This is a genomic window from Afipia sp. DC4300-2b1, from assembly GCF_049895725.1.
GTDB classification, from domain to species: domain Bacteria; phylum Pseudomonadota; class Alphaproteobacteria; order Rhizobiales; family Xanthobacteraceae; genus Afipia; species Afipia broomeae.
Genome location: NZ_JAFCSX010000006.1, coordinates 67,856 through 82,996, shown reverse-complemented (window position 1 = coordinate 82,996; position 15,141 = coordinate 67,856). Strand labels below are relative to the sequence as shown.

General features: G+C 58.5%; 11 protein-coding genes. 3 read left to right on the top strand and 8 right to left on the bottom strand.

What is annotated here, in order from left to right:
• Positions 1-70: 70 nt before the first annotated feature.
• Positions 71-1,219 carry a glycosyltransferase family 4 protein gene (locus tag ACP7AL_RS22855; RefSeq protein ID WP_425994572.1) on the top strand — a complete coding sequence of 383 codons (1,149 nt, stop codon included), beginning with the start codon at positions 71-73 and terminating at the stop codon, positions 1,217-1,219.
• A gap of 15 nt (positions 1,220-1,234) precedes the next feature.
• Here the strand turns inward: ACP7AL_RS22855 and ACP7AL_RS22850 are convergent, their stop codons facing one another.
• A complete protein-coding gene (locus ACP7AL_RS22850; protein ID WP_425994570.1) occupies positions 1,235-2,647 on the bottom strand; it encodes a CoF synthetase in 1,413 nt (470 codons plus the stop codon).
• A gap of 87 nt (positions 2,648-2,734) precedes the next feature.
• Here ACP7AL_RS22850 and ACP7AL_RS22845 point away from each other — a divergent pair, with 87 nt between their 5' ends.
• Positions 2,735-3,826: a glycosyltransferase gene (locus ACP7AL_RS22845; protein ID WP_425994568.1), complete on the top strand. Its 1,092-nt coding sequence runs from the start codon at positions 2,735-2,737 to the stop codon at positions 3,824-3,826.
• Here ACP7AL_RS22845 and ACP7AL_RS22840 read toward each other — a convergent pair.
• The 4 genes from ACP7AL_RS22840 to ACP7AL_RS22825 all read right to left on the bottom strand — a co-directional run bounded on the left by ACP7AL_RS22840 (position 3,801) and on the right by ACP7AL_RS22825 (position 9,928).
• Entirely contained in the window at positions 3,801-5,276 is a 1,476-nt protein-coding gene (locus ACP7AL_RS22840; protein ID WP_425994566.1) for a lipopolysaccharide biosynthesis protein, read from the bottom strand. The two genes, ACP7AL_RS22845 and ACP7AL_RS22840, sit on opposite strands and share 26 nt — an antisense overlap.
• Positions 5,273-6,997 carry a heparinase II/III domain-containing protein gene (locus ACP7AL_RS22835; RefSeq protein ID WP_425994565.1) on the bottom strand — a complete coding sequence of 575 codons (1,725 nt, stop codon included), beginning with the start codon at positions 6,995-6,997 and terminating at the stop codon, positions 5,273-5,275. The genes ACP7AL_RS22840 and ACP7AL_RS22835 overlap by 4 nt, the downstream gene beginning before the upstream one ends.
• Before the next feature lie 311 nt (positions 6,998-7,308).
• Positions 7,309-8,592 (bottom strand): glycosyltransferase family 4 protein, encoded by a 1,284-nt coding sequence (locus ACP7AL_RS22830; RefSeq protein WP_425994562.1) that lies wholly within the window; start codon positions 8,590-8,592, stop codon positions 7,309-7,311.
• Positions 8,573-9,928: a nucleotide sugar dehydrogenase gene (locus tag ACP7AL_RS22825; RefSeq protein WP_425994560.1), complete on the bottom strand. Its 1,356-nt coding sequence runs from the start codon at positions 9,926-9,928 to the stop codon at positions 8,573-8,575. Before ACP7AL_RS22825 ends, ACP7AL_RS22830 begins: the two co-directional genes overlap by 20 nt.
• 287 nt (positions 9,929-10,215) lie before the next feature.
• On the opposite strand from ACP7AL_RS22825, the gene ACP7AL_RS22820 reads away from it, so the two are divergent.
• On the top strand, positions 10,216-10,611 hold the full coding sequence (locus ACP7AL_RS22820) for a hypothetical protein (protein WP_425994558.1): 396 nt from the start codon (positions 10,216-10,218) through the stop codon (positions 10,609-10,611).
• Between the two features lie 91 nt (positions 10,612-10,702).
• Here ACP7AL_RS22820 and ACP7AL_RS22815 read toward each other — a convergent pair whose 3' ends face one another.
• Genes ACP7AL_RS22815 through ACP7AL_RS22805 form a run of 3 tightly spaced genes read right to left on the bottom strand, consistent with a single transcriptional unit; the run spans position 10,703 to position 15,137 of the window.
• Positions 10,703-11,626 (bottom strand): 3-keto-5-aminohexanoate cleavage protein, encoded by a 924-nt coding sequence (locus ACP7AL_RS22815; protein ID WP_024921272.1) that lies wholly within the window; start codon positions 11,624-11,626, stop codon positions 10,703-10,705.
• A 34-nt stretch (positions 11,627-11,660) separates the two neighbouring features.
• Positions 11,661-12,599: a 3-hydroxyacyl-CoA dehydrogenase gene (locus ACP7AL_RS22810; protein WP_425994556.1), complete on the bottom strand. Its 939-nt coding sequence runs from the start codon at positions 12,597-12,599 to the stop codon at positions 11,661-11,663.
• A gap of 18 nt (positions 12,600-12,617) precedes the next feature.
• The gene (locus tag ACP7AL_RS22805; protein ID WP_425994554.1) at positions 12,618-15,137 is read right to left on the bottom strand and encodes an ATP-binding cassette domain-containing protein; all 2,520 of its coding nucleotides are present in this window, start codon (positions 15,135-15,137) and stop codon (positions 12,618-12,620) included.
• Between the last annotated feature and the right edge of the window lie 4 nt (positions 15,138-15,141).

Sequence of the window (15,141 nt, the reverse complement as noted above, 5' to 3'; positions counted from 1 at the left end):
CTATAGTGGCCAGTGCAATTTACCCTAGGCAATCCGCGTTAACAGTTGGCTAACCAAACGGTGCGTAAGGGTGGATGTTGGTTTCCGCCATGCGCAGCGCCGCGGTATGCGACGAATGCAAGAAACTCCGAAAATGTCATCCGTCCGCGTTTTGTGCATCACGCCTTTCGGTCCTTCGGGCAAGGGCGGCATCGACCGGCTTTATCACTATTTCCGCGAGTTCATTGCCGAGCAAAACGAGCCGGGGATTGATCTACGCTTTGCGCAGTCTCGTGGCGATGCGCGAGGCAACCGCTGGATTGCGACATTTCCGCTCATCCTCGCAAAAATCGGCTTCACACTCAGCCGCTTCCGTCCGCATGTGGTCCATATCAACTACGCCACCGGTGGAAGCTTACCGCGCAAATATGCCATCCTGAAACTCGCGAGGGGATTTGGCGCGCGAACCATCGTTCATTTCCACGGCCAGTTTATTGAGGATCAGGTTGCTGCGCGCACGGTGCCAGGCCGGCTGTTTAGCGCGATTGCCAATCAGGCCGACTGCGTCGTCGCGCTCGGCAAAGTCCATGCAGACGCCTTCGAGCGCATCGGCGTTCAGCCTCAACGGATCGTGATCGTTCCCAACGGAATTCCCGATTTCGCAGCCGATCTTCCGCTGCCCAAGCAAGACACCGGCTCGATGGAAATCCTTTTTTCCGGCCTGCTGACCGAGAACAAAGGTATGCACGTCCTGATTCCGGCACTCGCTCGCCTTCGTCAGACGACCGAGAACTGGCACTGCACAGTCGCCGGTAATGGTGATGTCCAGCACTTCGTAGACATGGCCCATGAAGCGGGCCTCGACCAGAAAATGACTTTCACGGGATGGATCGAAGCGAGCGAAATGCTCGATCAAATGCGCAAGGCAGATGTGGTGATCCTGCCCTCCCGCACCGAGGCCTTGCCGCTCAGCTTGATAGAGGGTGCCTGTGCCGGCGCAGTTCTCGTTGCGACCGATGTCGGCAATGTTCGTGACATCGTGGAAGACGGTGTTAACGGGCTTCTCGTAGCGCGGGAACCGGAGCCAATCGCCTCAGCGTTGCTCGAAATCGCCGCCAACCGTTCTCGTTTGGGCGAGATGCAATCCGCCTCGCGTCAAATCTATCAACGGCATTTTACGCTGTCGGCGTTCGCCCAGCGGCTTCGCGAACTCTATCGGCAGGTCGCGAAAGCCCCCTAGCAGCTTGCATCCGGCTCACGTCATGTGAGGGATAGCCAGCCGCTGATCGATGAATTTGCGCTTTCCCCTGCCCGTCATTGGCAGTTCATCGACGATCTTCAAGTGAATTGTGAGATCGCCAGCGGCACGCTCCGTCATTCGTGTGAGATAGTCCGAGAAATCGGGTTGCTGACCGCCTTCCGTGACCACCCTGAGTTCGACCTCGCCTGGAACAAACTGACAGAACTGTACTTCACGCGTCAGATCATGCCGGTCGATCGGCACGCACAGTCCATTAAAGGGAATAAGAGATCCGGACCGGCTAACCAGGTATTCGCTGCTCCGCCGCGGCGCCAGGTGATTCAGAACGAGCCGGTATCCATTACTCGCGCTTGGCAGTTCGACCAGTTGCGCGGCATCGCGCGTGTCGTAACGGATGAGCGGCATGCCTCTGAACATCAACCCAGTCGATACGACACGGCCGGTTTTACCGGGCGTGGTGATCGGCTGGCCGTCATCGTCGACGAGTTCCGTGTATCCGTAAATCGGGTTGAATTCGTACGTATCCGGCTCATTGGCTCGCTCCACGGCGAACGCAACCTTCTCGCTCAATCCATAGAAAGGCACGATGGTCGCCTGATCGAATACTTGTGCGAAGAGATCACGCTGATGCGGGAACAGTTTTTCCGAAATCGGAAAGATTCCGCGGATCTGCGGCAATGGTGCAGTTCCGGTCCGGAGCAGATACTGAGCGAAAATTGCCATCGCGGAAGGATAGCCATGAATGAAGCGGATATTCTTTTCCCGGATGGCCGCCAGATAGGACGCCATCGTCGCATCATCGAGATGAAAAACGGATAACCGCAGTTCCTTCAGCGCCGGCTCTATCTCCATGTGGGAGTTCTTGCCGTCGATCAAATCAAATCCGCGAAAAACGCAGCGCCAGTCATGCGCCGTGAATCCGGTCCTCGACCACGCATCGTGAATGAAAGCGTACTCGATCGGGCTGCGATTGCGATCAAGCATGATCGACAACGGCTCGCCGGACGACCCATCGGTCGAAGCGCGGTCGAGGCGATCGAGCGGAACGGTGCACATCTTGTCGCGGTGGTCGAGCACGATCTGTCGCGAAAGGACAGGCAGCCGAGACCAGGCTTCGCTTCCCAGCAGTTCGTCGGGAGCGATATGACCAACCACAGGCTTGAGCGTACGAGCGTAGTATGGCGCATTCCGGATCGCCAGCTGAACCACTTCACCAAGCGCCTGCTGGCGATAGGATCGTACAAAATCTGTATCCGTCTTCGCGCGATCGATCACACCGCGCCAATGACGATAGGTCTTGCCGAATTTGATAGAAGTTGGCACGTACTGAAGGAAGCGGCCGAGATGGGCCCGCGTCGATAGCGGCAACCGGACATATGCACCGCGCGCGACGTCTAGAACTGTCATCGGTTTCCCCCCTGATTTGGCGAACATGTCTATGTACCGCAGCCAATAAGAGGCCTGCGGTAAATCGGACATTTACCTTAACCGTGCATGGTCAAATTGATGGTTATTCAATCAAAACACGTCGCGGTTTACGTACCGGCCCTGAACCGGGGCGGAGCGGAACGCGTGGCAGCCCTGCTGGCATCCGGTTTCTTCAAGGCCGGCTGGCGCACCAGCCTGCTCGTTGATTTCGAGGCGTCTGAGAACCGCGCCCTGATCGACGCGGGCGTGTCAATCTGCGTGCTCGGAAGCTCCCATGCTCGCTCGATTCTCACCCTCACCGGTTTCTTACGGTCGCAGAAGCCAGACGTCGTCCTCGCGATCGGCGGTGCCGCGAACGTCAAGCTTTCTGTGGCCCGCCTTTTGGCGGGCGGCCAATCCCGCATTGTACTTTCGTATCACGGACGTTCCGATGTCGGACGCGGGCGGCTTGGTCACTTGTCGTACTCATTCGCGCCGTGGCTGGCGCGACGCGCCGACGCGGTCGTTTGCGTATCCGATGGGCTGCTCGAACATCTCCGTGACGACTGGAAGGCGACGCCGGACAAGCTGACGCGTATCTACAATCCGGTGTCGGTTGAGCACGCGATACGCGCGAGCCATAGCGACATCCTCCAGCGCCCACCCGTCGTTCTCGGCGTTGGAAGACTTAATCCGGAAAAGAACTTTGCTGCACTGGTTCAGGCGCTTCCCCATCTGCCCCCTGATGCACGCGTCGTGATCTTTGGCGAGGGTCCCGAACGCGATAACCTGCTGGTCCTCGCAAAACAGTTGGGCGTCGCAGACAGACTTGAACTTCCAGGCTACCGCGATGACCCATGGCCCTGCTATGCGCAAGGCCGGTGTTTCGCATTGACGTCGCGCCGGGAAGCCTTCGGCAATGTAGTTGTCGAAGCGCTGGCCTCAGGACTTCCCGTCGTATCGACACGAAGTGGCGGCCCCGATGAAATTCTCCAGCACGGCCGTGTCGGCTCGCTCGTGGACCATGGCGACATCGATGCGCTCGCGCGGGCCATCAACCAGGCACTTGCTGATCCCGGCGATCCTGCACCGCGGATCGCACGCGCGCGCATGTTTGACGCCGAGACCGCGATCGGCAGCTATCTCGGCTTGTTCAATACGATACTGATTCGGCGGTAGCCGTTGGGGCGGATTGTCCGCGCCAGATTTCCCACGGCCGGTCAAGCATCCGCACCAGCGCAAATCCAGATGCAGAAAGCGTTGATGCATACACCGCGATGAATGTCGCGGTTCCTCCGAACAATATGATCAGTGGCAATTGCCCGCCCAGAAGCACGCGGGTGCCGAGGGTCGCGGCTGAGGCCAGCCCAAATGAAACTGCCAGCCCTGCAATTGCGCGCCACGGAACAGTAAATGGCAACAGGCGTGTGGAGAGAAATGCGCTGCCCGCAAGCGAAACCAAGGATGAAAACGCCGCGATTATGGCGGCAGTCTGCGGACCGCCTTGCGGAATCAAAAGGAGGCCGAGCAGCAGCGAAATCACCGCAGGCGGAGCCATGCTCACGAACTGCTGCCAGTTCTTTTTCGTGATGTAGAATGCGTTATCGAAACAGAAGTTCTTCAGGCTCGCGAACAGCGTTGCGAAGGCAATCCATGGCATGACCCGCGCGGCCTCAACGCGGTAAGCCTCCGGCAACACCAGTTCAGCAAATGGCTGCGCAAGCAGCGCGATGCCGACCGCCACGGCACCGCACAGCAGGATCAGAGTCAAAATATTACCGCTCTGAACGCGGCCAGCCGCTTCTCGCCCTTCAGATGAATAGCTGCGGACAAGCATCGGAAACAGATACGGATTAAGCGAGCCGCTGAACAACTCAACCGGCTGCCTGGCGAGAGCATACGCTGCCGCATAAAGCCCGACGCTCGCAGGTCCAAGGGCATGATTGAGGATGAAGCGATCGAGCCACCCGACTGTCTGCGCCAGCAGCGTGACCGATACGATCGGCACTCCGAACAACAGAGCGGCGCGATAACCCTGACGTGAAAAATAAGGCCACGGCAGGTCGCGGAAAGCCACGGCACAGGCGAGCGTTCCCAAAACAAGTGTTACCAGGGAAATCCCAAGCGACGCAGCAAAGAACGTCGGTTCAATCGCCAGGACAGCTCCTACCCCGCAACCGAGCGACAGAACGCCCCGCGCGATCTCGACACCCGCGTAAAGCCCATGACGCTGCTGTGTCTGCAACAGCGTTAAACCAAGCCGCAACACCGCGAAAGCCAGCACATAGACCGCGACGGCAACCGTGAACCACCCGGACAGGCTGGGCTGGACGATTGCCAGCAGCAGCGCGCCCAGCAATGACAGGACGCAAGACACAACGGTCAGAACAAGCGCCCGGCCGAGCCTGCCTGCGGACGGAACACGATCCTTGCTCTCGCTGCTCAGTACAAACAGACGCACCCATCCGCCGGTGGCCATATCGAGAATTTCGCCTGTCACAACGATGAGAGCAAACATCCCGTAGTCGTCCATCGACAGCAACCGGGTCAGCACCAGCAGCAGGGCGAATGTCGACAGACGGGGCACCAGATTAGCCCCGAAATAGAGCACGACGTTCAGGTTTTTCATCGGAGACCTGCGTCTGCGAAATTCGAGGCCGGCGCCTGATCCGGCTGCAAAGCCGGCAAAACATTACTCATGGAAGTGGCGGCAGACTGAACATCGATCCGTGTGCGGAACTCCCGCGTCTTCAGATCATTCGCACGAAAGACGATGCGTGCGGCAATCTCCATAACGCCGAACGCTGGTGAATATTCCGCACCCTCAAGCGTAACGGAGACGTTCGGCTGAGCGGAGACCTGCATCAGCGCCTCCCCGCCACGTGTGACAACGACAGTCGCCCCCTCAATCCTCGCCGAACATTCCGGATGAAGCAGAAACCCAATGCTGATTGAGGTCAGCGGCTTTGACGCCTGGTCTCCCGTCGCGAGGAGTTTGTCCCGCACCGTAAGCCCGCTGGCATCGACAGTGATCGTGCGCTCACACAACAGCCCAAAATCGCGAGCATACCCGTCATGTTGAGCTGAGACATCGACGCCGTGACCCGTCTCACGCAGACCGGTAAATTCCGAAGTGGCCTTACGCCGCCAATTGAATGCACCCGAAATTTCACTCTGGTCGGCTCCATTAATGCAGAGTGTATTGTGAACCGCCGTCCCGCGCAGGCGGTCGCGGACGCTGCCACCAGAGTGGTACAGGTACGTTCCGGGATCGACGAGCACCGGTCTTCCGTCAAGATGCAGCGTCAGCGACAGCGCATCAGCGTGGCCGTGCGCCGCAATCGACAGATAGCCGAGGGGGCCATGGTCAAACACGGCCAACGACTCGCGCCCGCTCATCCGGCCTCTTGAGACCGTATATCCTCCGCGCTCGAATATGCGCGTGCCTGCGCCTGACATCGATGTAGCGTCAGGCCAGCCGACAAGAAGATTTCGCAACTGTGGAGCGACGTAATCCGCAGCGAGATCCTGGCGGCCGGTCAAGGCCGCAATCCCGTTCACAACTGATCCTACATAAAGTGGCTCATGGCCTGCGCCGGACGCTATGACACGGCCCTCATCGTCATCACCGATGCGAGGATGATTTCCCGAGCTATCGAGCAACCATCGCAAATGTTCTCCAGCGGACGCGACGCGTGCAATGACGTTATCCGGAAACGGCATGCCGGCCGCTTCCGCGACAGTGAATGCAAGCACATACCACTCGCATGTAAACGCGGTGTATGTCGGCGACTGTTCCGCACCCACGCCATCGTCGTGGATCTGACGGAATGCTTCGGCGATCAGTATTGCCCTCGCCGCCGACGCATCAATTTCAGCCCCCTGCCAAAGCGTGCCCAGAACGAAAAGAGCCGCCTCCTCCGCAATTAGATGGTTGTTTGCCGACGAATAGCGCGATGGAAAACGCTTGAGCCAATAAGCATGCGCGGCCAAGCAAGCCGCGATCTTGCGAGAAAGCCGCGCCCCAACCCGCTCTCGGCCAACCAGTCCGATTGTCAGCAGGATCGAGACGACGCGCAGGGCCAGTTCGATTCCGGAAATCCAGTTGATCCCCTTGAACGGCGGGTTCGCATCAATCCAGCTCTCGATCAGATCGAGCGCCGACTGCGCCAATTCATCATCGTTTTCCAGTCTGGACAGCGCCGCGATCACCGGCACGAATTGCAGGCGGTTCAGTTCCCAGACCAGCTTCACGTCGCCGCGGAGCCGATCGTGCCGGTACTCGATATCAAAGCAATAGGCGTTATCCGGCCAGCGCAACCCCGACACGGGATCGAGATGCCAATCCATCTCAGTGGACAGATGGAAATCGTGGCCGAGCGCGCGATAGATTCCCGGCGACATCGCGGTCGGGGCGACCGATTGCCAAAGCGCACGCGTGCCGGCGTCGATTGACTGCAGCCGGTCGATATCGATTGAAAGAAACGGCAGATCCGAAGATTCGATCGCAAAGGCTGAATAGTCGTAAGATCTTGTCGCGGACAGGCGGCGCTTTCCGGCTTCGCGCAACCGATGGCCAAGCTCCGGAATGCTCATAGCCCGCAGCCGGTTGACGTACCATCCAAGTTTGGCGAACGAAGCTGCCATGTCGACAGACGATCCTAGCGTGCTTGCGGGGTCACGGTGACCGGCGCTTTAGCCTCAGGCCGGGTGGTCCTGTTCTTGATCAGCGCGGCGTACGCTCCGAGCAACTTCGGCGCCTCGTGCTCCCAGGACAAGTCGCGTTCAATGCGCTGCCGGCCGAAAGCGCCCATCGCTGCACGACGTTCAGGGTCATCGAGGAGTTCGATGATCTTGGCCGCCATGTCTTTCGGATCGTTGTGCCGGGCATAGAGCGATGCATCTGCTGCGGAGACCCGCCCTTCTGTCAGATCGAATTGAACGATCGGCTTGCTCAGCGCCATGTATTCCATGATCTTGTTCATGGTGGACTTGTCGTTCATTTCGTCAGCTTTGTCTGGATTAACGCAGACATCCGCCGTGTTCAGCATCTCGAAGAGATCGTGATCACTGGCGCGGCCCGTGAACGTGACAAAGTCATCCACGCCGAGCGTTTTCGCCAGCGCCTTCATTTCTTCGAGCGCGGGGCCTCCGCCGACCAGCCCGAAATGAATGTCAGACCGCTTGAAATCTTCCACAATCACCTTCACTGCGTTCAGCAACAGATCGATCCCCTCCTGTGCGCCCATGACGCCGACATAACCGACCAGGAAGCGGCGGCCCTTTCGCAACAGCGGGTTGGGCGGAATGATTTGGATGCGGTTGAGGTCCGGGCCGGAGCGGACAACGAAAACGTTTTCGTCACGCATGCCGCCGCGGCTCAGGGCGATCCTGCGATAGGATTCGTTTGTCGCGAGCGAGATGTCAGCCGTTTTGAACGTCAGCTTCTCAAGCAGCACAAGCAACCGATACAACACATCCTTCCGGCCGAATTTCGATACGTAGAGTTCCGGATTGATGTCGTGATGATCGAACACGAACATCTTGCCGAGGAAGAGCTTGTAGAATCCGCCGATCAGAAAGATCGTATCGGGGGGGTTGCATGCATGAATCACATCGAACCCGCGCGCGAAAAGAATCTTCCAGCTCAGGAAGAACTCACAAGCCAGCGCCCAGCCGTATTCGAGCGGATAGCCCGATGCACGCTTTGCTTCGAAGGGCATCCCGTGGCGATGAACATGAACGCCATCGATCAGTTCGTAGCTCTTCTGCGCGTTAAACCCCTTCGGGCAGATCACGGAGACCACGCAGCCGGCTTTCACCATCGTTTTTGCTTCCGACCATACACGACGGTCGAAAGGTACGGATAAATTTTCGACGATGATCAGGACGCGAAGCGGCCTTCCATCCTTGACCAGGCGCGGATCACCAGTTGATTCCGACATAACGCGCCTTCATCTCTGGAGATTCCCACAACCGGGCAAGATCGAGAACGATCTGATCTTCGCTGAGCATCGGCTCGATGCTTCGGAATTCAGGCGAGGCGTTGCCGATGATAATGACGTCGGCTGCGACCACGGTCTTTCGCAGCGAAGTCATCATGATCGAACCAATATGCGGGATCGCTTTCTCGATGTACTGCCTGTTCACACCCGTAAGCTTCGAGAGATTGACGCTCGGGTCATAAAGCTTAAGGTTGAACCCCTTGCCGATCAGACGCTCGATTAATTCGACCTGCGGGCTCTCGCGTAAATCGTCCGTACCGGGCTTGAAACTGAATCCGAGCACGGCAATGTCGCGTTGGCCGAACCCAACAACCTTCGCAATAGCTCTTTCGATCTGATTGCGGTTACTCGGAAGAATATTGGAGAGGATCGGCACTTCAACGTCGAGTTGACGTGCAAGATACGTCAGCGCGCGTGCATCCTTGGGCAGGCAGGATCCACCGAACGCATACCCCGGCTTGAGATAATAAGGGGAAATGTTGAGCTTCGTATCGGAGCAAAACACATTCATCAGCTCATAGCTGTCGATATTCAACGCCTGGCAGATGTTTCCAATCTCGTTTCCGAAGCAGACTTTCAGGGCATGCCATGTGTTGTCAGCGTACTTGATCATTTCGCTGGCTTCGAATGATACCGTGAAAAGCGGCGCGCGAATTCCTTCGTAGAGGTTAGCAACCGCAAGGGCGGCGGCCGGATCGTCCGCCCCGACGACGGTCTTTGGCGGTGCAAAGAAATCGGCAACCGCCGTGCTCTCGCGGAGAAATTCGGGATTGTACGCGACGGATAGCCCTTCGCCGCAGCGTCGTCCGGATTCACGCTCGAGGATCGGAATGATTGTGTTGCGCATCGAACCCGGAATCATCGTCGATCGCACGATGACAAGGTGATCGCCCTGCTTTTCCCGAAGCGCACGGCCGATTTCCGCAATAACGCTGCAGACGGTATCGATGTTGATGCTGCCGTTATCCCGGCTCGGCGTCCCGACGCAGATCAGCGAGATGTCGGTATCGCGTATCGCCTGATTGACGTCGTCGGTTGCCGTCAAGCGTCCAGACCGGACCCCTTGCTGCATAAAGTCGTCAAGACCGGCCTCCACGACCGGCGGCTTGCCTTCGCGAAAGCACTGCCGCTTGATGTCATTGGTATCAAGTCCAATAACCGTGTGGCCTGTGCGCGAAAAACATGCGGCCGATACGGCTCCAACATAGCCCAACCCGAAAATGCTGATGCGGCGGGGAGCAGTCGTTTGCGGTATAACGGGAGCGATGACCGGCAAGCGATCAGTCGCCGTTTGCGCGCTTCCCGGAGCGAGTTCGATTAGATCGGAGCCATCGAGCCATGAATTCATTTGAGCCGCCTCGTCTTTTTTTTATGTCGTATGCTGACGATGATGAAAGGGAAAGACAATGCGGGATCTCATCGCTTGTTAGGCTTACCTTGCCTCAAAATGATTGGATCGATTAACGCTTTGTTAACCTACCGATCAGAACAGGATTGGATGTATAAAATTGGCTCTATAAGCGCGTCACAACGGCGTAGGATCTAAGGGCGAAGCAAAGCGTAATGCTCAGAACCACATTTCAGGTGCTTGCGTGGACTTCTATTCTCGCAATCGTGATTATAACGGACGGCCCGATTGGGTTGCGTCCGGTCACTCACCTGCCGGGCAGCGTTGAACGATTTTTCGCTCTTCTCACGGTCGCGACGCTGTTCACGCTCGCCTATCCGAACCGAATTTCCTTTATTGGGCTTTCGCTCGTGCTCGCCGTCTTCGTTCTTGAGTTTGCACAGGTCGCCTCATTCGGCCGCCATGCTCGCTTGCGGGATGCTGGCGTCAAAGTGCTCGGTGTCTTCGCCGGACTGGCGGTCGGCTATTTCTTGCGGGCCGGAATTGACCTGATACGCGCGAGATTCTCGGGCGATCCAAAAGCGCTTCCCAAGGCCGCAAACCAGTCCTGATAGTCAGGTAACTGCGCATCCGGCCTTGGTGCTATCGTAAAGTTGATCGCGATTTTCCGTCAGCGACAGAACCGCTTTTTATCCAGGACAATCAGACTTCAAGGGTGTCACCACCCTTGAGATGGAGGATTTCGCGGGCCTCATCAGGCGTGGCGACCTCCAGGCCGAGCCCCTCGATAATCTTGCGCGCCAGGCGCACCTGCTCGGCGTTGGACTCTGCCATGCGGCCCGGCGCTGCCCATAGGGAATCTTCAAGTCCGACGCGGATGTTGCCACCCATGGCAGCCGCCATTGCCGCGATCGGTAACTGGTTTCGGCCGGCACCCAATACGGACCAAACGTACTGATCGCCAAACAACCGATCCGCTGTGCGCTTCATATGCAGCACATCCTCCGGATGGGCACCGGTGCCGCCCTGCAAACCGAACACCGTCTGCACAAACAGTGGAGCCTTCACCAAGCCCTGATCGAGGAAGTACTTCAGATTATAAAGATGAGCGGTGTCGTAGCACTCGAACTCGAAGCGCGTTCCGCTTCCCGAAAGCTTGCTCAGCACATACTCGATGTCCTGGAATGTATTTCGGAAGACGATATCCTTGTTTTCGACATGCTTGCGCTCCCACTCGTGTTCGAACTTCTTGAAGCGATTGAGCATGCCGAAGAACGCAAAGTTCATCGACCCCATGTTCAGCGATGCGACCTCCGGTTTGTAAAATTCCGCGGGCCGGACCCGTTCATCGACTGTCATGGTTGGCGAACCGCCGGTCGTAAGATTGACCACCGCATTTGAACGCTGCTTGATCACCTTGAGGAATGGCGCAAACGCTTCCGGGCTCTGATCTGGCTGGCCGGTTTTGGGATTGCGTGCGTGAAGATGAACGATAGCGGCACCCGCTTCCGCCGCGCCGATAGCAGCGTCGGCGATTTCCTGCGGCGTCACCGGCAGCGCCTTGGACATCGACGGTGTATGAATCGCGCCGGTCACAGCGCAAGTGATGATGATTTTACGGCTCATTTCTTGTCTCTTTCTTTTTTGCAGGCTCGTGGAACTAGTCGCTCTGTTTGGCCTTGTGCGCAACCAGCGCCGCGAGACGCTCGTTGCGGCGGATCGTCAATTTTTCAACGCGCTCAGGCGTTGGCAGGTGCGGCCAAGCCTTAATGACGTGATCGACGTTAGGGCTCTGGTACACCTCAGGTCCGGCGGACGCTGCCGCGAGTTCCTTGTAAAACCCGGTGTAGCGCGCGCAGTAATCCGGGATTCCACCGGGCGCGTTGAGTTCGATTGTCTCGAACGGCCCGAGGAATGACCATCGCAACCCGAGGCCATCCTTAACAGTGTGATCGAGGTCTTCGGCCGATATGTACCCCTCGCCCACCAGCCGGAAAGCTTCCGCCAGCAGCGCGCCCTGTAACCGATTGAGCACGAAGCCGTTGATCTCCTTGTTCACCGTGACCGGCACTTGACCGATGGCGCGATAGATTTCGCGTGCACGCGAAATTGCCTGAGGGGATGTCCACGGCGCACCGCAAAGCTCGACCAAAGGCACCAGATGCGGCGGATTGACCGGATGACCGACGAGACAGCGGGCGCGGCCTTTCAGGTTCTCCGTGAAACGTGAAGCCACGATGGCCGATGTCGACGACGCCAGAATCGTATCCGGCGCGGCAAGACGATCCATTTCGGCGAACAGCGCAATCTTGTCGTCAATTTTTTCGGGACCGTTCTCCTGAACGAATTCAACGTCCTTCAGGGCATCGGCCAGATCGCTCGCCACCGAGACATGCGCCGCTGCGCCATCCGGGTCCTCGGCAAGCCCATGCTTCGCGAGCGAACGCAGCTCATCCCTAATAAGATCGGGCGCAGCACTCAATGTCGGCGCATGCGGATCGGTGATCCGCACATTCCAGCCCGCGCGCGCAAAGATTGCGGCCCAGGCGCGTCCGATCAAACCAACTCCGACAACGGCGACGCTTCTTTTACTGGACATATTTTCTTGTCTTTCGCCTTACAACCACAATACCTTGCGCCGCAGATCGAGATCGTCGCGCAGAGCCTTCGAGGGCCCCTCGTGAATGATACGCCCACGCTCAAGCGCCACTGTCGTATCCGACAACGCCAGCGCAAGATCGAGATGATGGTCAACGATGATGATCGCGACCTCCTTGCGCAACCGGTCGAACGCCTCGAACAGTTGCTCGACGACGGCGGGAGCGAGTCCCTCGAACGGCTCATCGAGCAGCAGCACGCGCACGTCACCCGACAACGCGCGCGCCACCGCCACCATCTGCTGCTCGCCGCCAGACAGATAGTCCGCGGGGCTATCCAGCCGCTCCCGGATACGCGGGAAGTATTCGTAAACCCGCTCGCGGGTCCAATGTACACCATTACCGGTCTGTCGTTTCAAGCCGCCCAGATCGAGATTGTGTTCAACACTCATGCCCGCGAACAACCCTCGCCCCTGCGGGACATAACCGATGCCAAGCCGCGCGCATTCGGCGGATGCACGCCCGACCAGTTCAGCGTCGGCAAGCTTGATCGACCCGTTTGATGCCGGCGCGATGCCGACCAGCGTCTTCAGCAGCGTGGACTTTCCGGCGCCGTTGCGGCCGAGCAGCGCGACGATTTCGTTGTTATGCAGCGTGAAATTGACGCCGTTGAGAATATGGCTCTTGCCGTAGAACGTGTCGACGCCCGCTACAGTGAGCAAGGCGCTTGCTTTCGCCGATGTCTCGCGCGGCTTTGCCGCCACGGCGGCAGCACCGGAGCCGATATAGATCTCCTGAACCTTCTTGCTGCTGCGCGCATCCTCGACGGTGCCGTCAAGTAGCACACGCCCCTCATTCATCACCGTCACATGGTCCGCGAGCTGGAACACCCGATCAATGTCGTGTTCCACGAGCAGCACCGGTAGATCAGACGAGATGCGCTTGATGATCGCTCCAATGCGTTCACGCTCGGCAGCGGCAAGCCCCGCGAGCGGCTCATCAAGCAGCAGCACACGCGGCGCGGTCGCCAGCGCAACGCCCATATCGAGCAGCCGCTGGCCGCCATAGGATAGCGCGCCCGCCTCCGCCTTCTCGATGCCCGCGAGGCCGAGATAACGGATGACCTCGTCGGTCTCGCGGTTGATCGCCTCAATAGACAGCGCGTTGGTGAAGGGATCGAACCGGCGCGGATGGCGCGCCTGCACCGCGAGGCGGATATTTTCGCCGACACTCAGTTCCGGAAACAGATTGGTGATCTGGAATGAGCGGCCGATGCCTGCTTCAGCGATCTCTTCCGGTGAATGACCGGCAATAGGCTTGCCCATCAAGGAGGCCTGCCCCTCATCTGGTGGAAACATGCCGGACAGGAGATTGAATGCCGTGGTCTTGCCTGCGCCGTTGGGGCCGATCAGCGCATGCAGCGTTCGGTCGGCGATTGAAATATTGATTCCCTGCACCGCCTTGATGCCGCCAAAACTCTTCACCATGTCGCGGGCGGCCAGCACCGGCCCTTCGATCACGGCTTTTGGCCGCAAGAATTCCGGCAGCGGCAGCGCCTCGACTTTGCGGGCCGACATCGCTGCTTCCTCCGTGATCCTTTTACGGAACGGCGCAAGAAGTTTCTCGCCCACGCCGATCAGGCCGTTCGGCGAGAACACGATAAAGCCAACAAATACGAGGCCAAACCAGAGCAGCCAGTTTTCGGTGTAGATACCGAGAAACTCGCGAAACAGGATGAAGAACAGCGCGCCCAGCGCCGGACCAAGGAAACTGCGCATACCGCCGATCACGACCATGGCCAACAGCTCGCCGGAGAATGCCACCGAAATCGGGTCGGCGGACGTCATGCGATTCTTGTACAGCAGCAGAATGCCGGCGAGCCCGGTGAGCGCGGCGGACAACACAAAGGCCGCAAGCTTGTAGCGGTTGGTCGGATAGCCGAGAAACCGCGCGCGCTGCTCGTTCTCGCGGATCGCCACCAGCACGGAACCGACCGTCGAATTATGGAATCGCCACAGCAGCAGCAGCACCGCAAAGGCGATGGCCGCGACGAACCAGTAATAATTGGCTTGGGAGTCGAGGTTGAATCCAAAAATGGCCGGCCGGACGATACCGCCAATTCCGTTCTCACCGCCGGTCACATCGGTCCAGCGGAACGATACCGAGTAGAGCATCGCCGCCAACGCCAACGTCAACAGCGAGAAATACACGCCGCGCCGCCGCAAGATGAGAAAGCCGAACGGCACTGCTACCAATACGATAATAAGGATCGCGCCGACTGCCGGGCCGAAAAACGATTCCGGCATCAGGTTGCGCTGGAGCAGCGCAGCGGCATAGGCCGCGAGGCCGAACCACGCGCCGTGGCCGAACGACACTAAACCGGTATGTCCGACGAGAATGTTCAACGCCATGCACGCGATGCCGAACACGACGACTTCCGTGGCCGACGTCGTCGTCAGGCCGAGCGCGTTCAGTACCGGCGGCAGCACAAGCAGGCCGATGGCAGCAATGACCAGTTGAACGGGAATCCGCTTGAGCATGACA